This is a genomic window from Arthrobacter sulfonylureivorans (genome assembly GCF_022637435.1).
Classification (GTDB): Bacteria; Actinomycetota; Actinomycetes; order Actinomycetales; family Micrococcaceae; genus Crystallibacter; species Crystallibacter sulfonylureivorans.
Genome location: NZ_CP093326.1, coordinates 2181261 through 2205608, shown reverse-complemented (window position 1 = coordinate 2205608; position 24348 = coordinate 2181261). Strand labels below are relative to the sequence as shown.

The following is a 24348-nucleotide window of genomic DNA, read 5'->3' as shown; positions in this document are numbered from 1 at the left end:
TTATGCGTCCTTCTGGTCAGCGGGACCGGCCAGCTGGGCCGCCGGCACCGGAGTCGTCGGGGTGTGCCGCGGTGCGAGCTCCGGATGGTGCAGGTCCAGCGCAGGGCGCTCCGACCGGATCCGGGGCAGCGAGGTGAAGTTGTGCCGCGGCGGCGGGCAAGAGGTAGCCCACTCAAGCGAGGCACCGAAGCCCCAGGGGTCGTCGACTTCGACCTTCTTGCCGTTGCGCCAGGTGATGTACACGTTCCAGAAGAACGGGATCATCGAGGCGCCCAGCACGAAGGAAGCAACGGTGGAGAACTGGTTCATTGCGGTGAACCCGTCTTCCGGCATGTAGTCCGCGTAGCGGCGGGGCATGCCCTCGACACCCAGCCAGTGCTGGATCAGGAAGGTGCCGTGGAAGCCGAGGAACAGCATCCAGAAGTGGATCTTGCCCAGGCGCTCGTTGAGCATCTTGCCGGTCCACTTGGGCCACCAGAAGTAGAAGCCCGCGAACATGGCGAACACGACGGTTCCGAAGACCACGTAGTGGAAGTGCGCCACCACGAAGTAGGTGTCGGAGACGTGGAAGTCCAGCGGCGGCGAAGCCAGGATGATGCCGGTCAGGCCACCGAACAGGAAGGTGGCCAGGAAGCCCAGGCTCCAGAGCATCGGGGTTTCGAACGTGATCGATCCCCGCCACATGGTGCCGATCCAGTTGAAGAACTTCACGCCGGTGGGCACCGCGATGAGCATGGTCATGAAGGCGAAGAACGGCAGCAGGACCGATCCGGTGACGTACATGTGGTGTGCCCAGACCGTTACGGACAGGGCTGCGATCGCGATGGTCGCGTAGACCAGGCCCTTGTAGCCGAAGATCGGCTTGCGGCTAAACACCGGGAAGATCTCGGACACGATGCCGAAGAACGGCAGCGCGATGATGTAGACCTCGGGGTGGCCGAAGAACCAGAACAGGTGCTGCCACAGGATGGCGCCGCCGTTTTCCGGGTTGAAGATGTGGGCACCGAAGCGCCGGTCAGCGCCGAGTGCGAACAGAGCGGAGGCCAGCGGCGGGAACGCCATCATGACCAGGATGCCGGTGACCAAGGTGTTCCAGGTGAAGATCGGCATCCGCCACATGGTCAGGCCCGGGGCCCGCATGGTGATGATCGTGGTGATGAAGTTGACCGAGCCAAGAATGGTACCGAAGCCGGAGAGCGCCAGGCCGAAGACCCACAGGTCTCCGCCCACGCCGGGCGAGAACGTTGTGTTGGACAACGGTGCATACGCGAACCAGCCGAAGGATGCTGCGCCCTGCGGGGTGATGAAGCCGGCGACGGCGATCACGCTGCCGAACAGGAAGAACCAGAAGGCCAGCGCGTTCAAACGCGGGAACGCGACATCGGGAGCGCCGATCTGCAGCGGCATGATGACGTTGGCGAAGCCGGCGAACAGCGGTGTGGCGAACATCAGCAGCATCACCGTGCCGTGCATGGTGAACAGCTGGTTGTACTGTTCCTTGGTCTGCAGGATCTGCATACCGGGTTCGAACAGTTCGGCGCGGATGACCAGGGCCATCACACCGCCGAGGCAGAAGAAAATGAACGAGGTGATCAGGTACATGTACCCGATCGTCTTGTGGTCCGTGGAGGTGATCCAGTTGACGACGATGCGCCCCTTGGACCTCGGGACGACGCGCGGAGCTACCGTGGTACCCCGGTCGTCAGCTGTGTATTCGTACGTTGACACTTGTGGCCCTCGCTCCTTTACTTCGACGCTTCAGCGTAGGGGTTGCGGTCGTACTCTTCGCCGATCTGGCCGTCCTTGAGCCGCGACATCTGCGCCTCAAACTCAGCCTCGGAGACCACAGCGACGCGGAAGAGCATTTCGGAGTGGAATTCACCGCAAAGCTCTGCACACTTGCCGTCGTAGATGCCCTCACGGGTCGGGGTAAAGCTCAGGTGGTTGGTCTTGCCGGGGATCATGTCCACCTTCTGAAGGAAGGCGGGAACCCAGAACGAGTGGATGACGTCGCGGGAGTTGATCTGCAGCTCCACGCTCTGGTTCACAGGCAGGTACAGCGTCGGCAGGGTCTCCGGAACGCCGGTCTCACCGGTCAAGTGGGCCTGCACGCCGGCAAAGTACTTGTCCTGCTTGACGTAGTTGAAGTCCCAGGCCCACTGCTTACCGCGCACGTCGACGACGACGTCGGGGTTGTCCGTCCGGGCAGTGATGTTGGTCGTGGTCTTGTCCGTGAAGTAGAAGAAGACCAGGACCATGACGATCGGGACGGCCGTGTAAAAGATTTCGAGCGGCAGGTTATAGCTGAGCTGGCGGGGGTAGCCGGTCTCGCCCTTGCGCCGGCGGTAGGCGATGATGCACCAGAGGAGCAAACCCCAGGTCAGGACACCAACAGCCAACGCGGCGATCCAACCATTAACCCACAAATCGATGATTTCGGGAGTGTGGTTGGTAACGTCCCGCTGTGTGGGCAACCAGCCCAGGCGGACTTCTTCTGAACATCCCGTCAACAACAACGCCCCGACTGTGCCCAGACCCGTGGCCTTGGCAATTCTGGCGCGTCGACTGCCGGTTCGAACCTGCGAACTCACAGACGGCCCTTCCTCTTTGTTTCGTGCAAGTGATGGGGCCATGGCAGAGCAAAGCCCTGGCCCCATATCCAGTTTTACTACTCACTGTAGAGCTTACCCGCCCACATGACTTCCATGTGACAGGATCCCCCGTGCGTCGGCCGTTGCTGCGGCCGGGGAACGCCCCGCCAGCTGTTAGTGGAACGAGTCTCCACAGGCGCAGGAGCCACCGGCGTTCGGATTGTCGATGGTGAATCCCTGCTTGGAGATGGTGTCCTCGAAGTCAATCGAGGCGCCGGAGAGATAAGGAACGCTCATCTTGTCCACGACCACCTCAACGCCGTCGAAATCACGGACTGCGTCACCGTCGAGCATCCGCTCGTCGAAGTACAGCTGGTAGATCAGGCCGGAGCATCCGCCCGGCTGGACCGCAACCCGCAGGCGCAGGTCGGTGCGGCCTTCCTGTTCCAAAAGACTGCGCACCTTCCCGGCTGCCACATCGGTCAGAGCCACTTCGTGGGTGGGCAGTTCTGCCGTTTCGGGTGCCGCGGTCGGGGCGGATGAGTTGGTCGTTGCGCTCATTGCACTTCCTTATCTGTGACGGGCCGTCCGGTGACCTGCTGCTATTACTCAGTGGTGCGTCGGGCTACCGTTCCATCGTACGTCGCGTCGCCCAAAAGGGGATAACTTAGCCGGTCTCCAGCCACCTTCGGACGCTGCCTCAGATGCCCTCTTCGTTCACTCGTGCCAGCAGCAGCGCCTGGGCCAGGACTGCATTGCGGAAGTCCCCCAGATGCAGCGACTCATTGGCCGAATGCGCCCGCGAGTCGGGGTCTTCCACACCGGTGATGAGGATCTGCGCCTGCGGATAGATCTCCGTCAGGTCGGCGATGAACGGGATCGACCCGCCCATGCCTGCCTCCACCGGCTGCGTGCCCCAAGCCTGTTCCAGCGCCCACAGCGCGGACCGGGCCGCGGGGGCGGTGGTGTCGGTGGCGAAAGCCTGGCCCCGCTCCCCCGGTACGAACGTGGCCTGGGCCCCGAACGGCGCGTGGGCGGCCACATGGGCAGTCACCGCCTCCATCGCCCGGTCGGGGTCCTGGCCCGGCGCCAGGCGCAGGCTGATCTTGGCCCTGGCCGCCGGAATCAAGGTGTTGGAGGCCAGCTCCACGCTGGGAGCATCAACGCCGATCACTGACAGGGCCGGCTTGTTCCAGAGCCGGTCGGCGATGCTGCCGGTGCCCGCCAGCTGCACCGAGTCCAGCACCGACGAATCGCGCCGGAAGTCCTCCTCCGGATAGTCGACCGACGCGGCGGGAGCCGAGACAAGCCCGTCGATGGCGACAGCACCGTCGTCGTCGTGGAAGGTGGCGATCAGCCGGGCGAGCAGCGTGGGCGCATCCAGCAGCGGACCGCCGAACATGCCGGAGTGGACGGCGTGTTCCAGCACCCGCAGCTCCACGGTGCCGTCCACCAGGCCGCGCAGGCTGGTGGTCAGGGCCGGAACACCGACCTTCCAGTTGCTGGAGTCGGCAACAATGATGGCATCGGCGCGCAGCAGTTCGCGGTGTGTTTCGAGGAAGGAACGGAAGGTCGGTGATCCGGCCTCTTCCTCCCCCTCAAAGAAGAAGGTGACGCCGACGCCGAAGTCGTCGCCGAGGACCTCCAGCAGCGCCCGCAACGAGGCCAGATGGACCATGATCCCGGCCTTGTCATCGGCTGCGCCGCGGCCGAACAGCCGGCCGTCGATCTCTGTGGCCTTGAACGGCTCGGTCTTCCAGAGCGACGGATCCCCCGGGGGCTGCACATCGTGGTGCGCATACAGCAGGACGGTCGGCTTGCCGGCGGCGGCCGGACGGCGGGCCACAACGGCGGGGCCGCCGTCCGACTCGCCGTTCGGAACGCTGAGGATCTGCACGTCCTCCAGCCCCAGCTCGCGGATCAGGCCGGCGACGGCATCGGCGCTGCGGACCAGATCTTGCTGATCGAAGGCCGCCCAAGCGATTCCCGGGATAGAGACCAGCTGCTCCAGCGAGGAGATGGTGCGCCCCATGCCGGAGTCCACCGCGGCCGCAAGTTGTTCAACGTTTACATTGGTCATAGCCGCCACCCTACCGCCCGGAATCCGGCCGGGCCGGTGCCCGCGCGGCGGCCGCCGTGCCGGTGCTTCAACGCTGGCGGATACGCGCGGGCGTTCCGGTATTCTTGACTGGTGTTCGGACGTAAAAAAGAGGCTCCCACGCCCCAAGAATCCATCGACCAGGCCACCGCGGCGCAGCCTCGGGACGGCAAGGGCGCGCCCACGCCGCGGCGCAAGGACCAGGAGGCTGCGCGCAAGCGCCCGCTGGTACCTAATGACCGGAAAGCAGCGCGCGACGCCAACCGCATTGCGCAGGCGGACCAGCGGCTGAAGATGCGCGAGGCGATGAACACCGGCGATGAGCGCTACCTGCCGTTCCGCGACAAGGGCCCGCAGAAGCGCTTTATCCGAGACTTCGTAGATGCCCGCTGGGTGCTGGGCGAATTCCTGATTGTCTTTGCCCTGATCTTCGTGATCCTCAGCTTTGTCCGTGACCTCAACGTCCAGGCCTTTATCCTGGTGGGCTTCTGGGTGCTGCTGGGGCTGGTGGCCGTCGACGCCATCATCCTGGGCCGGCAGCTCAAAAAGCGCCTGGCCGCCAAGTTCGGCGAGGTGGAGCGCGGTGCTGTCTGGTACGGCGTGATGCGCGGCCTGCAGCTGCGCCGGATGCGCCTGCCGAAGCCGCAGGTCAAGCGCGGCCAATACCCCAGCTAATTCTTCGGGGCGGGCACCGCAGCAAAGGGTCGGGAGCAATGTTGCCCCCGACCCTTTTGCATGCCCGTTGTGGTCGCGGCCCGAGTCATCGGCTCGGGCCGCGCACCGCGGCCCGAGCCGCCGGCTTCAGCTTCGCGGTTTCGGCGCCGCCGGTTCCGATCCGAAGTCTCAGCGCCGCCGCTTCGCCAGCCCGCGGTTGATCCGGGCGACCCAGAACGGCCCCTCGTACAGGAACGCCGTGTAGCCCTGCACCAGCGTGGCGCCGGCATCCAGCCGTTGCTGCACGTCGTCGGCCGTTTCCACGCCGCCCACGGACACCAGCGCCAGATCATTCCCGACGGCGGTGCGCAGCCTGCGCAGCACCTGCAGCGACCGCTGCTTCAGGGGCGCGCCGGAGAGGCCTCCGTCGCCGCACGCGGCGACATTGGTCGGGTCCGATACCAGTCCGTCACGGGAAATCGTCGTGTTAGTCGCGATGATGCCGTCCAGGCCCACCTCCCGCGCCAGCCGCGCGACGTCGTCGATGTCCTCGTCGCTGAGGTCAGGGGCGATCTTGACCAGCAGCGGCACATGCCGGCCGGCCGCCGAATCGGCGGTCTCCCGTACTGCCTGCAGAAGCGGCCGCAGAGTGTCCACGCTCTGCAGCAGCCGCAGGCCCGGCGTGTTCGGCGAGGACACGTTGACCACCAGGTAATCCGCCGACGCGGCCAGCAGCCGGGTGCTCTTCAGGTAGTCCTCGGTGGCGTCGTCCAGTTCCACCACCTTGGTCTTGCCGATGTTGACGCCGATGACCGGGCGCTGCGCACCGTAGTGGGCGGCGAGGCCGCGCCGGGCGGCGGCGATCCGCGGTGCGACGGCCGCCGCGCCGTCGTTGTTGAATCCCATCCGGTTAATCACGGCGCGGTCTTCGATCAGCCGGAACAGACGCGGCTGGGCGTTGCCCGGCTGAGCGCTGCCGGTGATGGTCCCGACCTCCACCGCGCCGAAGCCCAGGTCGGCCAGGGCCTCGATGCCGTGGCCTTCCTTATCGAAGCCGGCGGCCAGGCCGAACGGCGACGGGAAGCTCAGGCCCAGGGCCTGGGTGGCCAGCGACGGATGCGGACGGGTCACGCGCCGCAGCACGGCCCCGCCCCCGCAGCGGTGCGCGGCGCGGATGAGCTGGAAACCGATTCGGTGTGCGCGCTCGGCGTCCATCCAGGAGAACGCGGCGCGGAAGAAGGCTGGGTAGAGGCGCATGGTCCTAGTTTTCCGTGTGCAGGCCGCCGCACCAAACCGTGTTGCCCGGGCGATAGCATGGGGTCAGCGACCCTGGCGAGAGGAAGGACCACCCTGGCGATGGCAGCCGACTGGCAGGAAGACATGCTCGGAGCGGAGTTCGAGTCAACGGTCCTGCAGGTGCCGGCCGTCGATGGCGCAGCGCAGCGGGCCACGCTGATCCGCTATCTGCCTCAGTCCCCGCGGCGCTCCCCCGGCGGCCATGCCGTCCTTTATGTGCACGGTTGGAGCGACTATTTCTTCAACACCGAACTGGCCGGATTCTGGCACCGGCAAGGGGTGGCGTTCTACGCGCTGGACCTGCACCACCACGGCCGGAGCCTGCAGGAGGGCGAGCCCGCGGGCTACGTGACCGATCTGCGCCAGTACGACGACGAGATCTCCCTGGCGCTGGATCTGATCCGCGAGGAAAACGGCTGTGCGGAGACGAACATCACGCTGATGGGACACTCGACCGGCGGCCTGGTGGCGTCCTTGTGGGCGGCCGAACATCCCGGCCGGCTACGCGCGCTGGTGTTGAACAGCCCGTGGCTGGAAATGCACGGCAGCGCCTTGGTCCGCCGCGCCGCGGGCGCCGTGCTGGAACCGCTGTCCCGGCTGAAGCCGGAGGCCGAGATCAAACTTCCGGTGCGGGGCTTCTATTACCGCAGCATTAGCCGGACGGCGGAGGGCGAATGGGATCTGGACCCCAAGCTGCGTCCGCCGGAGTCCTTCCCGGTGCGTGCCGGCTGGCTCAGCGCCATCTGGGACGGGCAGGCGAAGGTCGCGAAGGGCCTCAACCTGGAGGTTCCGGTGCTGGTGATGTCTTCGACGCGGAGCATGAACGGGCCGGTCTGGCACGAGGACATGAAGAACACCGACGTGGTGCTGGACATCCGCACGATGACCGAGCGGGCGGTGCGGCTGGGCCGCAGCGTGACCATCGAGCAGGTGCAGGATGCCCTGCACGATGTGTTCCTCTCCCGGGCCGACGTGCGCCAGGACGCCTATGCGCGGCTGCAGCGCTGGGCGCAGGTTTACATGCTCCAGGGCGGGAAGACCGAACACCCCGCCCGTCCGCCGCAGCCGGCCTAAGCGCCGCCCGCGGCCGCGGCGTCCACCGCTCCCCCGTAGCGGCGGTCGCGGCGCGCGTAGATGTCGATGGCCTCCCACAGTGTGCGCCGGTCCACATCGGGCCACAGCGTATCCATGAACACCATCTCGGCATACGCCGACTGCCAGAGCATGAAGTTGGAGAAGCGCTGCTCCCCCGAGGTGCGCAGGAACAAGTCGACGTCCGGCAGGTCCGGCTCGTCAAGGTAGCGCTGGACGGTCTTTTCCGAGACCGCCGACGCCCGCAGCCTTCCGGCCGCAACGTCGGCGGCGATGGCAGCGGCGGCGTCGGCGATTTCCGCCCGGCCGCCATAGTTCACGCACATGGTCAGCGTGCAGGTGGAGTTCCCCGCCGTCTGGCGCTCGGCCACCTCCAGTTCGTTGACCACCGACTTCCACAGCCGGGGCCGCCGGCCGGACCAGCGGATGCGCACGCCCCAGGCGTCCAGTTGGTCGCGCTGGCGCCGCAGGACGTCCCGGCTGAAGCCCATCAGGAAACGCACCTCGTCCGGTGACCGTTTCCAATTCTCGGTGGAAAAGGCGTACACGCTGACGTGTTTGACCCCGATCTCGATGGCGCCGGCCATCACGTCCAGCAGCGCCGCTTCACCGGCCCTGTGGCCCTCGGTCCGCGGCAGGCCGCGCCGGTTGGCCCAGCGGCCGTTGCCGTCCATCACGATGGCCACGTGATCCGGAACCAGGGCCGGCGGCAGGGCGGGCGGCAGGGCGCCGGACGGGTGCGGCCAAGGCTGCTGTGGTTTCCGGGAAGTTGGGGTCACACTCGCTCCACATGCTTGAGGGATTTCAGGGTTCGTTCCAGATGCCACTGCAGATAACTGGCCACCAGTCCGGCGGCTTCGCGCCGGGGTCCGGTGGCGGAGGCATCTGCTGCCGGCCAGTCGGCCGAGAGCAGGGCGGCCAGCAGCTGCATGGTCTGCGGGGCCGGCGACGCGGATCCCGGTGGCCGGCAATCGTGGCACACCGCACCACCCAGCGGCGCGTTGAAGGCGGTGTGTGGTCCCGGTTCACCGCAGCGGGCGCATTGGTCGAAGCTCGGGGCCCAGCCCGCGGTCGCCAGCGCGCGGAGCAGGTAGGAATCAAGAATCAGCTCGGGCGCGTGAACGCTGCGGCTGAGCGCGGAGAGCGCGCCGATAACCAGCCCGTACTGCGCACCGGCGGATTCGCCGTCGGCGTCGGTGAGTTTTTCCGCCGTCTCGCAAATCGCGGCGGCCGAGGTGTATTTGGTGTAGTCGGCCGCAATGTCCCGGCCGTAGGGGCCCACCATCTGGGCCTGCGTGACAATATCGAGGCTCCGCCCGGACACCAGCTGCAGGTCCGCCACCATGAAAGGTTCCAGCACCGCGCCGAACTTACTGCTGGTGCGGCGTACGCCCTTGGCCACCGCCCGGATCTGGCCGTGCTGCTTGGTGAGCAGGGTGATGATGCGGTCGGCCTCGCCGAGTTTGTGGGTCCGCAGGATGACGCCCTGGTCCCGGTAGGTACGGGAGGCGAAGGATCTGTTGGACACCGTTCCATTCTCCCACTAAAGCGGGCCTCCCCGCCGCGGTACGGCAGGAAGGCCCGCAAGGACGCTTTCGGTCGCCAAGCTAGACCGAGGCGACGCTCTTGGCGGTTTCGTCGCGGATGGCGCGGTTCACCGCGGACACTACGGCCTTCAGCGAGGACATGGTGGTGTTGGTGTCGATGCCCACGCCCCACAGCACCCGCTCGCCCACGGCGCACTCGACGTAGGCGGCCGCCCGGGCGTTGCCGCCCTCGGACAGCGCATGCTCGGTGTAGTCCAGTACCCGTACGTCCACGCCGTCCTGGCGAAAAATCTCCAGCAGCGCTGCGATCGGCCCGTTGCCCTCGGCCGTGCGGCGGCTCTGCACCCCGTCCACGCCCATGCTGGCGGTCAACTGGAAGGTGCCGTCCTCGGCGCTGTCGGTCTTCACCGAGCCCAGGGTGTAGTGGCCCCAGCTGTTTTCCGGGGTCGGCAGGTACTCGTCGTTAAAGACCTCCCACAGCTGCGCCGGGCTGACTTCGCCGCCCACGGTTTCCGTGCGGCGCTGGATCACGCCGGAGAATTCGATCTGCGCGCGGCGCGGCAGGTCCAGCTTGTGCTCGTGCTTCAGCAGGTAGGCCACGCCGCCCTTACCGGACTGCGAGTTGACCCTGATCACCGCTTCGTAGCTGCGGCCCAGGTCCTTGGGATCGACCGGCAGGTACGGCACGGCCCAGACCATTTCGTCCACCGTCTTGCCCTGCTCGGCTGCGTCGGCATCCATCGCCTCGAAGCCCTTCTTGATGGCGTCCTGGTGGGAGCCGGAGAAGGCGGTGAAGACCAGATCTCCGCCGTACGGGGAGCGCTCGGGAACCGGCAGTTGGTTGCAGTATTCAACCGTCCGGCGGACTTCGTCGATGTTGGAGAAGTCGATCATCGGGTCAATGCCTTGGCTGAACATGTTCAGCCCCAGCGTCACCAGATCCACGTTGCCGGTCCGCTCGCCGTTGCCGAACAGGCAGCCCTCGATCCGGTCGGCGCCGGCCAGATAGCCCAGTTCCGCCGCCGCCACGCCGGTTCCGCGGTCGTTATGCGGGTGCAGCGAGAGGATCACGTGCTCACGGTTGGACAGGTTGCGTGACATCCACTCGATGGAGTCGGCGTAGACGTTCGGCGTGGCCATCTCCACCGTGGCCGGCAGGTTCAGGATCACGTTCCGGTCCGCCGAGATTTCGAAGACGTCGGTGACGGCGTTGCAGATGCGGGCGGCGAATTCCAGTTCGGTTCCGGTGTAGGACTCGGGCGAGTACTCGTAGGTGATCTCGGTCCCCTTCAGCCCCTCTTCGTACTTGCGGCAGAGCCGGGCGCCCTGCAGCGCGATGTCCACGATGCCGTCCTGGTCTTCGCGGAACACCACGCGGCGCTGCAGCACGGAGGTGGAGTTGTACAGGTGGACGATGGCGCGGCCGGCGCCGGCAATCGACTCGTAGGTGCGCTCGATCAAGTGTTCGCGGGACTGCGTCAGCACCTGGATGGTCACGTCGTCGGGGATCCGGTCGCCTTCGATCAGCTGGCGGACAAAGTCGAAGTCGGTCTGCGATGCAGAGGGGAATCCGACCTCGATCTCCTTGAAGCCCATGCCCACCAGCAGATCGAACATCTTGTGCTTACGTTCGGGGCTCATCGGGTCGATCAGCGCCTGGTTTCCGTCGCGCAGGTCCACGGCGCACCAGCGCGGGGCCTTGGTCATCACTTTGTCCGGCCAGGTGCGGTCGGGCAGTTCTACGGTGATCTGGTCCTGGAACGGAATGTACTTATGGATGGGCATTCCGGAGGGCTTTTGTGCGTATCGCATTTTGGTGTGTGGCCTTTTCTCATAGTGCTAATTGAAGAATTTTGGCCGGGCAACACAAACTCCGCAGCGAGGGGTCGGCCTGTCAAACAGAAGTTCGCGTGGCCTCGCCGCGGCAGCTAAGAAGGAGCATTCTTGCGCGCACAATTTCACACTAGCACGGTGCGTAGGATGTGAGGGAAACCCTGACACAACTATGAAATGAGGCGCCGCATGAGCCGGTCCGGAATCGTATTGTCCAACGTCGACCCGGGTGTCCGCCCGCAGGACGACCTCTTCCGGCACGTGAACGGGACGTGGCTCGCGGAGACCACCATCCCGGACGACCGGGCGTTGGAAGGCTCCTTCACCGCCCTGCGCGACGCCTCCGAAGAAGCCGTGCATGCCATCATCGAGGACGCCGCCCAGCACCCCGACCCGGCCAGTCCGGCAGGCAAGATCGGCGTGCTCTATGCCGGGTTCATGGACACCGAAACTATCGAAGCCAAGGGCTTCTCCCCGCTGGCCGAGCAATTTGCCGCCATCGGGAAAATCTCCGACCGGGACGGCCTGCGCGAGGTCGTCGGCGCCTTCAGCCGCAGCGGCGCGGCCTATCCGCTGGCCTTCTTTGTCAACAACGACGCCGGCGACCCCACCCGCTACGTGATCTACCTGTACCAGGCGGGGCTGGGCCTGCCCGACGAGGCGTACTACCGGGAAGACGAATTCGCCGCCATCCGGGAGGCCTACCGCGGCTACGCCGGGAAGATGCTCGACCTGGCCGGCTTTGATCCGGCGCAGGCTGACGCGGCGCTGGACCTGGAGCACAAGCTGGCGGCCGGCCATCTGGACAAGGTCTCCTGCCGAGACCCGCAGCAGACCTACAACCTGCGTAGCGCAGAGCAGGTGGCGGCCGTCGCCGGCTGGATGCCGGAGTGGCTGGCGGCGCTGGGGCCGGAAGCGGCCGGCGCTGCCGACATGGTGGTGTGCCAGCCGGACTTCCTGCGCACGCTGGACGGATTGCTGGACAGCGAGCCGCTGGAGGCCTGGCAGGCGTGGCTGCGGCTCCAGCTGCTGACGACGGCGGCGCCCTACCTTCACGATGAAGCGGTCCAGACCCACTTCGGCTTCTACGGCCGCACCCTGAGCGGTACCCCGGAGCTGAAGGATCGGTGGAAGCGCGGGGTGGCCCTGGTCGAAGGCGCCCTCGGCGAAGCCATCGGCAAGGAATACGTGGCCCGGCATTTCCCGCCGACGCACAAAGCACGGATGGAGGAACTGGTCGCCAACCTGCTCGCTGCCTACCGGGAAAGCATCTCCGACCTGCCGTGGATGACACAGGCCACGATCGAAAAGGCGCTGGAGAAGCTGGCAGGCTTCCGAACCAAGATCGGCTACCCGGAGAAGTGGATCGACTATTCCAGCCTCGTGCCGGCGGACGACGTCTGGGGCAACGTGCAGGCCTCCAATGAATTCGAGGTCCGCCGGAACCTGGCCAAACTGGAGGGCCCCATCGACGAGGCCGAGTGGCACATGACCCCGCAGACGGTCAACGCCTACTACATGCCGACCATGAACGAAATCGTCTTCCCGGCCGCCATCCTGCAACCGCCTTTCTTCGACGCCGACGCCGACGCCGCGGCCAACTACGGTGCCATCGGAGCGGTCATCGGCCACGAAATCGGCCACGGCTTCGACGACAAGGGCTCGCAGTATGACGGTACCGGCGCGCTGCGGAACTGGTGGTCGGACGAGGACCGGGCCGCCTTCGAAGGGTTGACCGGCCAACTGGTGGCCCAGTACGCCGCACTCAGCCCCGCCGAGGCTCCCGGCAGCACGGTCAACGGCGAACTCACGCTGGGCGAGAACATCGGCGACCTCGGCGGGCTGGCCATCGCCTACCGCGCCTACCAGTTGAGCCGGCAGGGCAAGGAGGCACCGGTGGTCGACGGGCTGACCGGCAGCGAGCGGTTTTTCTACTCCTGGGCCGAATGCTGGCGGCAGAAGATCCGCTCCGAGGAGGCCGTGCGCCGGCTGGCGATCGACCCGCACTCACCGAACGAGTTCCGCTGCAATCAGGTGGTGCGCAACCTGGATGCCTTCCACGAAACCTTCGGCACCGCCGAAGGCGACGGGCTCTGGCTCAACCCCGAGGAGCGGGTCCGGATCTGGTAGCCGGTTAGAAGGCGCCGGACTGCTGGCAGGTCACCTGATCGGCAGTCTGGCCCTTGAAGCCGCCCGACACGCCGCCGGTCTTCGCCAGCTGCTTACCGCTGGTGAAGTCCTGGCCCACCGAGAGCGCGACGCCGTAGTAGTCGCCGGAGACCAGCACGTTGGCCTGCGGAACGTTGAGTTCCTTGGCCAAGGACTGGGCAACCTCTTCGAAGCCGGCGGAGTAGTAGAGCTGGGTCGTTGTCCGGTCCGCCTCGCCCGCCACCGGGGCGGCCAACAGGTAACCCAGCGCGTGCAGCTGCTTGCTCAGTTCCTCGCCGCGGTCCGCCGCACCGGAGGCATTGACCACCTGGACGGGCTGCACGGCCGGATCGAAGGCGGGCACGTCCTGGCCGGCGGCGGGGTCGTTGCCCGGCGTGGTCGCGCCGGCGTCGGCACCGCCGTCGTCGGTCGCCGGCGTGGAAGCCCCGGCGCCCGCATCGGCGGTGGAGCCATCGCCGGCCTTATCGGTGGACTGGGCGTCGGACGATCCGGCGGTGTTGACCTCGGGGGCGGTCACGTCGCCGTCCTCGCGCAGGATCTTGAACAACTCCTGGGCCGGCTCCTCGTCCAGGACCAGACGGTTTCCGTCCACCGGTGAGGCCTGGGTGGGCAGCGACACGAAGGCGACCTTGCCAAGGTCCACAGCCTTGACCCGGTCCGCCAGGGCCAGCAGCCGGGGAATCTCCGCCAGTCCCTCGTCCACGGTCAGGTTGCTGACCACGGCCTCGGCGATGGAATATAGGCGGGGCACATTGGTGAGGGTTCCCTCGGACTGGATCTTGCGGGCCATGGAGGCCAGGAAGCTCTGTTGCGCCCTGATCCGGCCGCGGTCTCCGCCGTCGCCGAAGGAGTGGCGGGTGCGCAGGAAGGCCAGCGCCTGTTCGCCCTGCACCGAACTCACGCCCGCCGGCAGCTTCAGTTTCGAGTAGCTGTCGTTGATCGGTTCGTTGACGCAGACGTCCACGCCGCCAATGACCGTGGAGAGTTCCTTGACCGCGTTGAAGTCGGCCATCATGAAGTGGTCGATCTCCACGCCCGTCATCTCGTTCACTGCCGCGACGGTGCAGCCCGGTCCGCCGTAGCTGAGGGCGGCGTTGAGCTGCGCGGACTGCTGTTCCGGATAGACCTGCCCGGTCTCCGGATCGGTGCAGCTGGGAATGGTGGTGAGCAGGTCGCGGGGCAGGCTGACCACGGTGACACGCTTGCGGTCCGCCGACATGTTCAGCAGCATCATCACGTCCGATTTGCCCCAGCCCGCGGACGAGTCATTCGAGCCGTATTTGCCGTCGGTGCCGTCCCGCGTGTCCGTTCCCAGGACGAGGATCTGCACGGGATCCCGGCTCAGGTCCACCGGAAGCCCGGGGCCACCGGTGCCCAGGTTCAGCGGCGTGGTGGTGATGCTGTCGCGCAGGCCGACAATTTTGAAGACGACGACGCCGACCCCGGCTGCCAGAGCCAAGGCCAGCACACCGGCCACGATCTTCAACCACAGCAAACGGGGTCCGCGGCCCATGTGGCGCGGGGTGGAGCGGCGCGACGGTCCGCGCCGCTGCGGGCCTGAGCCGGCCGGGGCCTGCGGATTCGAAGCGGCCGGAGCCTGCGGATCATCACTGGAGCTGCCGCGATGAGCCACTGGCTTTCCCCTCTAGACGGTTGAAACGATTGATGCACGTGCGGCCCGCCCGAACGCAGGCCGCTAAGTATTGTACGGCCTGGAGCTGGGGAAAGTTCCCGGTTTGTACCCCGGCCTAGAAGCCCAGGCGCACCAACTGCTTGGGGTCGCGCTGCCAGTCCTTGGCGATCTTCACGTGCAGGTCCAGGTAGACTCTGGTGCCGAGCAGGCCCTCGATCCCCTGCCTGGCCCTGGTGCCGACGTCGCGCAGCCTGGCGCCGCCCTTGCCGATGATGATGGCCTTCTGCGATGGACGTTCCACGAACAGGTTGACCCGGACATCCAGCAACGGATTGTCGGCGCTGCGCCCTTCGCGCGGAACGATCTCTTCGACCACCACGGCCAGGGAATGCGGCAGTTCGTCGCGCACGCCCTCCAGCGCAGCCTCCCGGATGAGTTCGGCCACCATCACTGCCTCCGGCTCATCCGTGAGCTCGCCGTCCGGATACAGCGGCGGCGACAGCGGCATCTGCTGGACCAGGACGTCCGCGACGGTCTGGACCTGATGGCCCTTGGCGGCGGAAACCGGTACGATGGCGGCGAAGCCGTCCGCGCCGAAGACTTCGGTGCCGAGCGCGGCCACCGACAACAGCTGCTCGGCCAGCGCCTGCTTGTCCAACAAATCGGTCTTGGTGACCAGCGCCACCACGGGTTTGCGGTTCAAGCCCGCCAACTGGTTGGCAATGAACCGGTCGCCAGGGCCGATTTTCTCGTTGGCCGGCAGGCAGAAGCCGATCGCGTCCACTTCCGAGAGCGTGTCGGCCACCAGGTCGTTCAGGCGCTGGCCCAGCAGGGTCCGCGGCCGGTGCAGTCCGGGCGTGTCCACCAGCACCAACTGGGCATCCGCTCGGTGCACGATGCCGCGGATCGTGTGCCGGGTGGTCTGCGGCTTGGCGGACGTGATGGCCACCTTCTGCCCGACCAAGGCGTTGGTCAGCGTGGACTTTCCCGCGTTGGGACGGCCAACCAGCGAGACGAACCCCGCGCGATAGTCCTCCGGCCAGCCGCTGGACGGCATCGCCATCGCCTTATCTGGGGTGTTCTCTGTCATCGTTCCCTCTCTGTCCCGGGCAGGCGCGCGGTGTCGGTGGCGGCAGCGCCGTCGTCGTGAGTGGACTGCGCCTGGGCCGGCGTGTCATACCAGGCCAGGACGTGGCTGACGCGGTTGCGCCGCCCCTCCAGCCGTTCGGCGCGCAGATGCAGGCCGCCCAGCAGGACTTCGCTGCCCACGATCGGCACCCGGCCAAGGCTCTTGGCCAGCAGCCCGCCGACGGTGTCCACCTCTTCATCGTCCAGTTCCAGGCCGAACAGTTCACCGACGTCGTCGATGCTGGTGCGGGCACTGACGCGGAACCGCCCCTCCGGCAGCGCCTCGATCTCGGGGCGCTCGGTGTCGTACTCGTCAACGATCTCGCCGACGATCTCTTCAATCAGGTCTTCCAGGGTCACCAGTCCGGCGGTACCGCCGTACTCGTCGATCACGATGGCCACGTGCGTGGACTCGCGCTGCATTTCCTGCAGCAGCTCCCCCACCGCCTTGGACTCCGGCACGTAGCGGACTTCGCGGCAGATCTGGTCCACCAGCATGCCGGCACCGTGGTCGGCGCGGCCATGGATCCTGGCGGCGACGTCCTTCAGGTAGAGGATGCCGCGGACCTGGTCCGCGGTGTCCATGATCACCGGGATGCGCGAGTAGCCGGACTGCAGGAACAGGGTCATGGCTTCCTGCAGCGTGGAGCCGGAGTCGATGCTGAGCATGTCCGTGCGCGGCACCATCACCGCCCTGACCTTGGTGTCGCCCAGTTCGAAGACCGAGTGGATCAGTTCCGCTTCCGTGTCCTCGATCATGTCCGATTCGTTGGCCCGGTCCACCAGTTCGCGGAACTCCTCTTCGGTGAAGAAGGCGGCGTCGGCGCGGGGCGCGTCGGGTGCCACCGCGCTGCCCAGCCGGACCAGCCACTGCGGCACCGGACCCAGCACCGCGCACAGCAGCCGGACCAGCAAGGCAGTGGAGAGGACGACAGCGCTGGCGTGCATCCGGCCCAGTTGCCGCGGCGAGACCCCGACCAGCACGAAGCCGACGCCGGCCATCGTGACGGTAGCCAGCAGCCCGGCCAGCCAGATGTTGCCCAGCAGATCGTGGAACAGCAGCGCAATGGCCACCGCGGCGGCCATCTCGAACCAGACACGCCAGAAACGCAGCGCGTGCATGTGTGCGGCGGGCGAGGCCAGGATCACGCGCAGGCTGCGGCTGCGGCCGGAACGCAGCAATTGTTCGGCGTCGTGGCGCGGCAGATAGGTGAACGCTGCCTCGGCGGCGGTGAGCGCGGCGGCGAACAGCGTGAAAGCCAGCGTCATGCCGGCAAGAATCCAGAGCATCGTCGCGTCTCTACAGCGTGGTTTCGGTGGGGGCAGCCTTGCCCGTGAAGGAGGAAAGCAGCTGGCGCTGGAGGCCGAACATTTCTTCCTTTTCGGCCGGCTCAGCGTGGACGAAGCCGAGCAAATGCAGGATGCCGTGCGTGGTCAGCAGCAGCATCTCATCCAGCAGCCCGTGTCCGGCCTTCTGCGCCTGCTCCTGCGCTACCTGCGGACAGATCACGATGTCGCCGAGCACGCCGGCCGCGCCGGGTTTCATGGCGGTGCCGGGACGCAGCTCATCCATCGGGAAGGACAGCACGTCGGTGGCGCCCGGTTCGTCCATCCATTCGATGTGCAGCCGTTCCATCGCCTCGGTGTCCACCATGATGATGGACAGTTCGGCTTCCGGGTGCACGTAGAGCGAATCCAGCACGAACCGTGCCAGCCGGACCAGCTCTTCTTCGTCGGCCGCCACCGTTGATTCGTTATTGACCTCGATGCTCATGCTCCACCCTCCGGGCCGGCCTCCGCTTCAATCTTCCGCCGGGCGGCCGGTGCGCGGTGCGGCGGGCGGGCACCCGCGCTGCGACGGCTCTCGTCCCAGCGGCTGTACGCCGTCACAATGTCGCTGACCAGACGGTGCCGGACCACGTCCGTGGCATCGAGCTGGGAGAAGCTGACGTCCTCGACACCGACCAGGATTTCGCTGACGATTTTCAGTCCGGAGCTGGTGCCGCCGGGCAGGTCGATCTGCGTGACGTCGCCGGTCACCACCATCTTTGAACCAAAGCCCAGCCGGGTGAGGAACATCTTCATCTGTTCCGGTGTGGTGTTCTGTGCCTCGTCCAGGATGATGAAGGCGTCGTTGAGTGTTCGGCCGCGCATATAAGCCAGCGGTGCCACCTCAATGGTGCCGGCGGCCATCAGGCGCGGAATCGACTCCGGGTCCATCATGTCGTGCAGGGCATCGTAGAGCGGGCGCAGATACGGGTCGATCTTGTCGCTGAGCGTGCCCGGGAGGAAGCCCAGCCGCTCCCCTGCCTCCACGGCGGGGCGGGTCAGAATGATCCGGTTGACCTCTTTGTGCTGCAGGGCCTGGACCGCCTTGGCCATGGCCAGGTAGGTCTTGCCCGTGCCGGCCGGTCCGATACCGAAAACCACAGTGTGGTTGTCGATGGCCTCAACGTAGTTCTTCTGGTTGAGCGTCTTGGGCCTGATGTTGCGGCCGCGCGAGGAAAGGATGTTCAGCGTCAGCACTTCGGCCGGACGCTGCGCCGTCTGCTCGCCGAGCATGCGCAGCAGCTGGGCGACCACCTGCGGCGTGATCCGGGTGTCCTTGACGGCCAGCGCGCGGATCTCCTCCACCAGGTTCAGCGTGAGTTGGACCGCGTCGGCGGGGCCGGAAATGGACAGCTCGTTACCGCGGACATGCAGGTTCACATCGCTGAACTCGGCCTCGATGACCTGCAGCACCTCATCGTGGGCACCGAGCGCCCTGACCATGTGTTCCGGCGAATCGAAATGGACGGAACGGCTGCTTGATCCCAGCGGATCGACATCCAGGCGTGATTGGGACATAGTCCGGCCGATGTGGCCTTTCATCGCTCCTTCGGTGGGCGTTGCTTGCGGTGCTGCTTGGCTGTATCTGCTTGCGGTGCTGATAACGGTGGGCCGGAAGTATTCCCGCCCTGACGGTACAAGGTACATGCTACGGCACGGGGCACCGCGCAGTCCTCTACGGGGGCGAAAACGCCTAGGTATCGATACTGCATCAATCGTGCATCAGTCCGGTTGAGGGCTGGTTAAAGCAGCCATCAGCCCCCCTGCCATATGCCAAGCTAGTGGGGCAGGAAAGCCGGCAGCCACCGATTCCTGCCCCGCTTTTACCCAGTCATTCCGCCCCAGCCAGAAGGGATCCAGGCATCACCAGCAACCAGCTCCGGCAGCCTTCAGGCTCGGTCCCGGCCCGCCGCTTCGGCGCGTGGCTGGCGCTGGTTACCGCGTCCTCGCTGGTGCTGCTCGGCTGCACACCGCAAGGCAGTGCCAGCGGCGGGCAGACCTCCATGCCCGTCCCAACGGCCCCCACTGCGGCCAGCAGTCCGCTGGTTTCCAGCGCACCGGTGGAGACCCTGCGCTCCTCCGAGCTCTCCCCCCTTTATTGGTTGGGCACCAACGCGGACAACGTGTTCCTGTACCGCGAATACCGCCAGGCGGAGAACCTCGGAGACCCCATTACGACGGCGGTGGCGGCCTTGACCCGCCTGCAGCCCCTGGATCCGGACTACTTCAATCCGCTCAGCCCGGCCAGCAAGGTGGGCGCTTCCATTACCAACGGCTCGGTCATCACCCTGGACATCTCCTCCGATGCCTTCGACCGCCGCGTGGATGCCGGCATCGCCGAACGCGCCGTGCAGCAGCTGGTCTATACGGCCACCGCGGCCGCGGCCAACGCAGGGCTCAGCAGCTCCGACAACCCACTCGAAGTGGTCATCCTGGTGGACGGCCACCACGGCTACGAAGCCTTCGGCCATGTGCCGCTGGGCGAACCAATGGCCCGGGACGGCAGCCTGGCGGCCCCGGTCTGGATCATTGATCCGGCGCAGGGCGCATCGTCCGAGGGTCGCGTGGAGGTGTTCGGCCGCGGCGTTGCCTTCGAATCGCAGCTGCGCTGGCAGATCTACCGCATTGCGGACGCCGATGAGGAGACCGCCGAGGGAAAGCTGGTCAAGGCCGGAACGGTCTCCGTTGACGCACCGGCCGGAGAAATCGGCGAGTTTAGGTTCAACCAGAAACTGGACCCGGGCACCTACAAGCTCTACGTGTTCCATGAGGACGTGAGCGGTCGGACCGAAGAACGGCAGAATCCGGACAGCAAGGTCTTCACGGTCAAGTAGGCCGCAACGATCGCGTAGATCGTGTCCGGCCGTGTGCACGTCTAGCGCCAGCGGCCCAATATCTCGCTGAGCAGGGTCAACGCGGCCGGTCCTGCCGTGGAGGAACGCAGGACATGCGGCCCCAGCCGTACCGCAACCGCACCGGCGTCCAGCATGGCGTCCATTTCCGCCTGGCTCATGCCGCCTTCCGGGCCCACGATCATCAGCACCCGCGCCGCCGTGCCGTCGCCGCTGGGGGAAGCAACGCTGCCACGGGAGTCGCCGCCCTCGCGGGAGGCGCCGCCGTCAGGCGAGGCACCGCCGTCGTTGTTTCCCCGCGGTTCTGCGCGGTCGGCACCCAAACCGGCGCGCTGCACGGCGTCGGCCACGCCGCCCTGGGCACCTTCGTGCAGCAGCAGCGACAACCGGCTGGAGCGGATCAAGGCACAGAGCCCGGCGCGTTCAACCAGCGGTTCCACCTCCGGTACGCGCGCCCGCCGCGATTGCTTGGCGGCCGCCCGGACCGCCATCTGCCACTTTGCCGTGCCCTTGGCCGCCTTGTCGGCTTTCCAGCGCACGATGCTGCGTTCGGCCTGCCACGGGACCACCGTGTCGACGCCGAGCTCGGTGGCTGCCTCGATCGCCAGTTCGTCGCGGTTGCCCTTGGCCAATGCCTGCACCAGCACCAACTCCGGGTCCGGTTCCGGCTCCTGCAGGATCCGAAGGGCGCGGACCGTCAGCTCGCCCGATCCGCCGGACACGGCCTCGCCGACCAGTCGGCGGCCCCGGCCATCGGCTAGGTCGACAAGTTCGCCGGGCTCGATCCGCTTGACCGTGACGGCGTGCCGCGCCTCGTCCCCCGTCAGCGTGAAGCTGTCGCCGGGGGCCGCCGCGTCGAGCTCACCCGGGGCGGTGAAGAACAGGTGGCTGGTCACGCCTAGAGGTTACCGAGCCGGTCGCGCAGCCGGGCGAAGACGCCGGTGCCGGAGGATGCCAGCTTGCCCTCGGTGTATTCCTCGCCGCGGGCCTGCGCCAGCCGGCGAAGCAGGTCTTCCTGTTCCGAGTCCAGCTTGCTGGGGGTTTCCACATGCACATGAACCTGCAGGTCGCCGCGCCCGTAGCCGCGCAGGTGCGTCACGCCCAGGCCGCGAAGCGTGAGGGTCTCCCCCGCCTGCGTGCCGGGTTTAATGCTCAGTTCGCGTTCGCCGTCGAAGGTGTCCAGCGTGACGTCGGTGCCCAGCGCGGCCGCGGTCATCGGCACCGCCAGGCTGACGTGCAGGTCGTCTCCCTCGCGGATGAAGTTCTTATCCGGGTTGACGCGGATCTCCACGTAGAGGTCACCCTGCGGTCCGCCCGCCGGGCCGGCCTCGCCCTGGCCGGCCAGCTGGATCCGCGTTCCGGTTCCCACGCCGGCCGGGAGCTTGATGGTCAGCGAACGGCGGCTGCGGATGCGCCCCTCGCCGTTGCACTCGTTGCAGGGGTCGGGAATGATCGTGCCGAAGCCCTGGCAGCTGCCGCAGGCGGCCGTGGTCATGACCTGGCCCAGGATGGACCGCACGGCGCGCTGGACCTGGCCGGAGCCGCCGCAGATGTCGCAGGTGCGCGGGCTGGTGCCGGGGCGGCAGCAGCTGCCGTCGCAGGTGGGGCAGACCACGGCGGTGTCCACCTCGATCTTCTTGTTCACCCCGAAGACTGCGTCCTTGAGGTCGATCCGCACGTTGATCAGGGCGTCCTGGCCGCGGCGGGTGCGCGAGGCCGGACCGCCGCCCGCACCGGCGCCGCCGAAGAAACTCTCGAAGATGTCCTGGAAGGCGAAGCCGGAACCGGAGAAACCGCCGCCGAACCCGGTGTCATTGCCGTTTTCGTTGCCCGTGGTGTCGTAGACGCGCCGCTTCTGCGGGTCCGAGAGCACCTCGTAGGCGTGGCTGACCTGCTTGAACTGCTCGGCTGCCTCCGGGCCGGGGTTCACATCCGGGTGCAGCTTGCGGGCCAGCTTGCGGTAGGCCTTTTTGATTTCCTCGGTCGAGGCGTCCTGGCTGACACCGAGGGCGTCGTAGTGGTTGCTCACCTTGTAATACTTCACTTCCTGGAGATTGATTCACCGCCGACGGCGGCCGGTGCGGACGTTGCGCGGCCTAGGGCTGGCCGGCGAGAATCCGTGACAAATAGCGTGCGACGGCGCGCACTGCCGCCATCGTGGTGGGATAGTCCATCCGGGTGGGGCCGAGAATGCCGACCTTGGCGGTGGCGCCCGGCCCATAGCCGGTGGCGACCACCGAGGTTTCCACCAAGGAGCCGTACGGATTTTCCCGGCCGATGCTGACCGACATGCCGTGGGCATCCTGGTGCATTTCGGAGAGCAACTGCAGCAGGACCACCTGTTCTTCGAGTGCCTCGAGGATGGGGCCGATGCTCAACGGGAAGTCCACCGTGGAACGGGCCAGGTTGGCCGTGCCGGCCATCAGGATCCGCTCTTCGCTGGTGGCCGCGGCCAGCTGGGCAAGCGAGGCGGACAGTTCGTCGACGATTCCCGCGTGCGCGGGCTCCGCCGGCACCGGCGAGGTCCTCAGCCGGTGTGGCACTCCGGCCAGCGGTTTCCCGGACAGAGCGGCCAGGAATGCGGTGCGCAGAGTGGCCAGTGCATCTTCGGCCACGTCCACCGGCAGCAAGGCAACATGTTGCTCCACCTTGCCGTTGTCAGCGATCAGCACCACCAAGACGCGGCGGGGAGCCAGCAAGACGAACTCGATGTGCCGCACCTTGGCAGCACCCAACTGCGGGTACTGGATCACCGCTACCTGGTTGGTGAGCTGGGACAGCAGCCGCACCGTGCGTTCCATCACGTCGTCCAGGTCGTCGGCGCCGTCCAGCAGTTTCTGGATGGCCCGGCGCTCGGGGGCAGAGAGCGGCTTGACGTCAGAGATCCGGTCCACGAACAGGCGGTAGCCCTTGTCCGTGGGAATCCGGCCGGCACTGGTGTGCGGGGCAACGATCAGCCCGTCTTCCTCCAGCGCCGCCATGTCGTTGCGGATCGTGGCCGACGACACGCCTAGGCTGTGCCGGTCGACCAGTGCTTTGGAGCCCACCGGCTCCCGTGAATGCACATAGTCCTCGACAATGGCGCGGAGCACTTCAAGCCTCCGGACCTCGCTCACTGCACTCCTCCTGTCTTCGGCTCAACCTGATGACGGGTTGTTAGCACTCAACACGTCCAAGTGCTAAGTCTAATACGTTGCCCCCGTTGTTAGCATTGTCTTCGCGGCGGTGCCGTAGACGTACTACCTGTTAAGGACTTGAAGCATATGAGCAGCTACGGCTGGGGCCCCCAGGATCTCACCGCGCCCAAGGCCCGGGCCCTGCGCGAAGTCGCCGCCGAGCCGGGGCAGGTGCTGGAGGATGCACAGAGCGGCTGGGTCGGCGCCGTGGTCCGGGTAGAGAAGTCGGGCGGCGTGCATCTGGTCTCGCTGGAGGACCGCCGGGGCAAGGTGCGCTCCTTCCCGCTGGGATTCGGCTTCCTGTTTGAAGGCGAACCGGTGAACGTGGTGCCGCCGGCGCCAGTTGCGAAGGCTCCCGTCCGCCAGCGCACGGCCTCCGGCTCGGTGAAGGTGGAGGGCCAACGCGCCAGGGTGGCGCGCGCCAGTCGGATCTGGGTTGAAGGCAAGCACGATGCCGAACTGGTGGAAAAGGTCTGGGGCGACGACCTGCGGGTGGAGGGCATCGTCGTCGAACCCCTGCATGGCGTGGACGACCTGGCCGCGGCCGTGGCGGACTTCTCCCCCGGCCCGCAACGCAGGCTGGGGATCCTGGTGGACCATTTGGTGCCCCATTCCAAGGAGTGGCGGATTGCCGAGGCCGCCATGGCCGTCCCGGCGGCCGCCGGCAACGTGCTGATTGTGGGCCACCCCTACGTTGACGTCTGGCAGGCCATCAAGCCGTCGGTGATCGGCCGGGCGCAGTGGCCGGTGGTTCCGCGCGGCACCGATTGGAAGACCGGCATCCTCGCCGGTCTTGGCTGGCCGAACCGGACCCAGATCGACCTGGCCGACGGCTGGAAGCGGCTGCTGGGCAGCGTAAACAGCTATGCGGACCTGGAGCCCAGCCTGCTGGGCCGGGTGGAGGAAGTCATCGATTTCCTCACCGTCTGAGCCGGTTCCAGCGCCCGCTG

At 66.8% G+C, this 24348-nt stretch carries 21 protein-coding genes; 5 read left to right on the top strand and 16 right to left on the bottom strand.

Annotated elements, in window-relative coordinates; translation table 11 throughout:
* The 4 genes from ctaD to MNQ99_RS10260 form a co-directional block, all read right to left on the bottom strand.
* Window positions 1-1728: an aa3-type cytochrome oxidase subunit I gene (ctaD, locus tag MNQ99_RS10275; protein WP_127512614.1), complete on the bottom strand. Its 1728-nt coding sequence runs from the start codon at window positions 1726-1728 to the stop codon at window positions 1-3.
* Window positions 1729-1745: 17 nt separating this feature from the next.
* Window positions 1746-2591 (bottom strand): aa3-type cytochrome oxidase subunit II, encoded by an 846-nt coding sequence (gene ctaC / locus MNQ99_RS10270; RefSeq protein ID WP_241912891.1) that lies wholly within the window; start codon window positions 2589-2591, stop codon window positions 1746-1748.
* Window positions 2592-2765: 174 nt separating this feature from the next.
* The gene (locus MNQ99_RS10265; protein WP_127512616.1) at window positions 2766-3152 is read right to left on the bottom strand and encodes a HesB/IscA family protein; all 387 of its coding nucleotides are present in this window, start codon (window positions 3150-3152) and stop codon (window positions 2766-2768) included.
* 139 nt (window positions 3153-3291) lie between these two features.
* A complete protein-coding gene (locus MNQ99_RS10260; RefSeq protein ID WP_127512617.1) occupies window positions 3292-4671 on the bottom strand; it encodes a dipeptidase in 1380 nt (459 codons plus the stop codon).
* A gap of 111 nt (window positions 4672-4782) precedes the next feature.
* On the opposite strand from MNQ99_RS10260, the gene MNQ99_RS10255 reads away from it, so the two are divergent.
* Entirely contained in the window at window positions 4783-5364 is a 582-nt protein-coding gene (locus tag MNQ99_RS10255; protein WP_241912890.1) for a DUF3043 domain-containing protein, read from the top strand.
* 168 nt (window positions 5365-5532) lie between these two features.
* Here MNQ99_RS10255 and MNQ99_RS10250 read toward each other — a convergent pair whose 3' ends face one another.
* Window positions 5533-6600: a quinone-dependent dihydroorotate dehydrogenase gene (locus MNQ99_RS10250; RefSeq protein ID WP_241912889.1), complete on the bottom strand. Its 1068-nt coding sequence runs from the start codon at window positions 6598-6600 to the stop codon at window positions 5533-5535.
* Between the two features lie 99 nt (window positions 6601-6699).
* On the opposite strand from MNQ99_RS10250, the gene MNQ99_RS10245 reads away from it, so the two are divergent.
* A complete protein-coding gene (locus tag MNQ99_RS10245) occupies window positions 6700-7713 on the top strand; it encodes an alpha/beta hydrolase (protein WP_241912888.1) in 1014 nt (337 codons plus the stop codon).
* On the opposite strand, the gene MNQ99_RS10240 is transcribed toward MNQ99_RS10245, so the two are convergent.
* The 3 genes from MNQ99_RS10240 to leuA all read right to left on the bottom strand — a co-directional run bounded on the left by MNQ99_RS10240 (window position 7710) and on the right by leuA (window position 11090).
* Window positions 7710-8510, bottom strand: coding sequence for an isoprenyl transferase (locus tag MNQ99_RS10240; protein WP_241912887.1), 801 nt, complete (start codon window positions 8508-8510; stop codon window positions 7710-7712). The genes MNQ99_RS10245 and MNQ99_RS10240 overlap by 4 nt on opposite strands.
* Window positions 8507-9259, bottom strand: coding sequence for a DNA repair protein RecO (recO, locus tag MNQ99_RS10235; protein WP_127512621.1), 753 nt, complete (start codon window positions 9257-9259; stop codon window positions 8507-8509). Before recO ends, MNQ99_RS10240 begins: the two co-directional genes overlap by 4 nt.
* Window positions 9260-9338: 79 nt before the next feature.
* On the bottom strand, window positions 9339-11090 hold the full coding sequence (leuA, locus tag MNQ99_RS10230; RefSeq protein ID WP_241912886.1) for a 2-isopropylmalate synthase: 1752 nt from the start codon (window positions 11088-11090) through the stop codon (window positions 9339-9341).
* A 210-nt stretch (window positions 11091-11300) separates the two neighbouring features.
* On the opposite strand from leuA, the gene MNQ99_RS10225 reads away from it, so the two are divergent.
* Window positions 11301-13241: a M13 family metallopeptidase gene (locus MNQ99_RS10225; RefSeq protein ID WP_241912885.1), complete on the top strand. Its 1941-nt coding sequence runs from the start codon at window positions 11301-11303 to the stop codon at window positions 13239-13241.
* A 4-nt stretch (window positions 13242-13245) separates the two neighbouring features.
* Here MNQ99_RS10225 and MNQ99_RS10220 read toward each other — a convergent pair whose 3' ends face one another.
* The 5 genes from MNQ99_RS10220 to MNQ99_RS10200 all read right to left on the bottom strand — a co-directional run bounded on the left by MNQ99_RS10220 (window position 13246) and on the right by MNQ99_RS10200 (window position 18888).
* On the bottom strand, window positions 13246-14793 hold the full coding sequence (locus tag MNQ99_RS10220; protein WP_241912884.1) for an LCP family protein: 1548 nt from the start codon (window positions 14791-14793) through the stop codon (window positions 13246-13248).
* 235 nt (window positions 14794-15028) lie between these two features.
* A complete protein-coding gene (era, locus tag MNQ99_RS10215; protein ID WP_422387445.1) occupies window positions 15029-16003 on the bottom strand; it encodes a GTPase Era in 975 nt (324 codons plus the stop codon).
* Window positions 16000-17331, bottom strand: coding sequence for a hemolysin family protein (locus tag MNQ99_RS10210; protein WP_241912883.1), 1332 nt, complete (start codon window positions 17329-17331; stop codon window positions 16000-16002). Before MNQ99_RS10210 ends, era begins: the two co-directional genes overlap by 4 nt.
* A gap of 10 nt (window positions 17332-17341) precedes the next feature.
* Window positions 17342-17815 (bottom strand): rRNA maturation RNase YbeY, encoded by a 474-nt coding sequence (gene ybeY, locus MNQ99_RS10205; RefSeq protein WP_241912882.1) that lies wholly within the window; start codon window positions 17813-17815, stop codon window positions 17342-17344.
* Entirely contained in the window at window positions 17812-18888 is a 1077-nt protein-coding gene (locus MNQ99_RS10200; RefSeq protein ID WP_241915330.1) for a PhoH family protein, read from the bottom strand. Before MNQ99_RS10200 ends, ybeY begins: the two co-directional genes overlap by 4 nt.
* Before the next feature lie 485 nt (window positions 18889-19373).
* Between MNQ99_RS10200 and MNQ99_RS10195 the strand changes: the two genes are divergently transcribed.
* On the top strand, window positions 19374-20204 hold the full coding sequence (locus MNQ99_RS10195; protein ID WP_241912881.1) for a GerMN domain-containing protein: 831 nt from the start codon (window positions 19374-19376) through the stop codon (window positions 20202-20204).
* A 41-nt stretch (window positions 20205-20245) separates the two neighbouring features.
* On the opposite strand, the gene MNQ99_RS10190 is transcribed toward MNQ99_RS10195, so the two are convergent.
* From MNQ99_RS10190 to hrcA, 3 genes are all read right to left on the bottom strand, one after another.
* A complete protein-coding gene (locus tag MNQ99_RS10190; protein WP_241912880.1) occupies window positions 20246-21118 on the bottom strand; it encodes a 16S rRNA (uracil(1498)-N(3))-methyltransferase in 873 nt (290 codons plus the stop codon).
* Between the two features lie 2 nt (window positions 21119-21120).
* Entirely contained in the window at window positions 21121-22251 is a 1131-nt protein-coding gene (gene dnaJ / locus MNQ99_RS10185) for a molecular chaperone DnaJ (protein WP_127512764.1), read from the bottom strand.
* 67 nt (window positions 22252-22318) lie between these two features.
* The gene (gene hrcA, locus MNQ99_RS10180; RefSeq protein ID WP_127512629.1) at window positions 22319-23338 is read right to left on the bottom strand and encodes a heat-inducible transcriptional repressor HrcA; all 1020 of its coding nucleotides are present in this window, start codon (window positions 23336-23338) and stop codon (window positions 22319-22321) included.
* 147 nt (window positions 23339-23485) lie between these two features.
* Between hrcA and MNQ99_RS10175 the strand changes: the two genes are divergently transcribed.
* A complete protein-coding gene (locus MNQ99_RS10175; RefSeq protein ID WP_241912879.1) occupies window positions 23486-24328 on the top strand; it encodes a DUF3097 family protein in 843 nt (280 codons plus the stop codon).
* Window positions 24329-24348: the final 20 nt, after the last annotated feature.

Coding starts and splice junctions, on each gene's coding strand:
- MNQ99_RS10210 (WP_241912883.1), bottom strand. CDS start 17,331: ATGCTCTGGATTCTTGCCGGCATGACGCTGGCTTTCACGCTGTTCGCC.
- MNQ99_RS10195 (WP_241912881.1), top strand. CDS start 19,374: ATGCCCGTCCCAACGGCCCCCACTGCGGCCAGCAGTCCGCTGGTTTCC.
- MNQ99_RS10250 (WP_241912889.1), bottom strand. CDS start 6,600: ATGCGCCTCTACCCAGCCTTCTTCCGCGCCGCGTTCTCCTGGATGGAC.
- MNQ99_RS10245 (WP_241912888.1), top strand. CDS start 6,700: ATGGCAGCCGACTGGCAGGAAGACATGCTCGGAGCGGAGTTCGAGTCA.
- MNQ99_RS10265 (WP_127512616.1), bottom strand. CDS start 3,152: ATGAGCGCAACGACCAACTCATCCGCCCCGACCGCGGCACCCGAAACG.
- MNQ99_RS10225 (WP_241912885.1), top strand. CDS start 11,301: ATGAGCCGGTCCGGAATCGTATTGTCCAACGTCGACCCGGGTGTCCGC.
- leuA (WP_241912886.1), bottom strand. CDS start 11,090: ATGCGATACGCACAAAAGCCCTCCGGAATGCCCATCCATAAGTACATT.
- MNQ99_RS10260 (WP_127512617.1), bottom strand. CDS start 4,671: ATGACCAATGTAAACGTTGAACAACTTGCGGCCGCGGTGGACTCCGGC.
- era (WP_422387445.1), bottom strand. CDS start 16,003: ATGACAGAGAACACCCCAGATAAGGCGATGGCGATGCCGTCCAGCGGC.
- MNQ99_RS10200 (WP_241915330.1), bottom strand. CDS start 18,888: ATGTCCCAATCACGCCTGGATGTCGATCCGCTGGGATCAAGCAGCCGT.
- MNQ99_RS10175 (WP_241912879.1), top strand. CDS start 23,486: ATGAGCAGCTACGGCTGGGGCCCCCAGGATCTCACCGCGCCCAAGGCC.
- ybeY (WP_241912882.1), bottom strand. CDS start 17,815: ATGAGCATCGAGGTCAATAACGAATCAACGGTGGCGGCCGACGAAGAA.
- MNQ99_RS10220 (WP_241912884.1), bottom strand. CDS start 14,793: ATGGGCCGCGGACCCCGTTTGCTGTGGTTGAAGATCGTGGCCGGTGTG.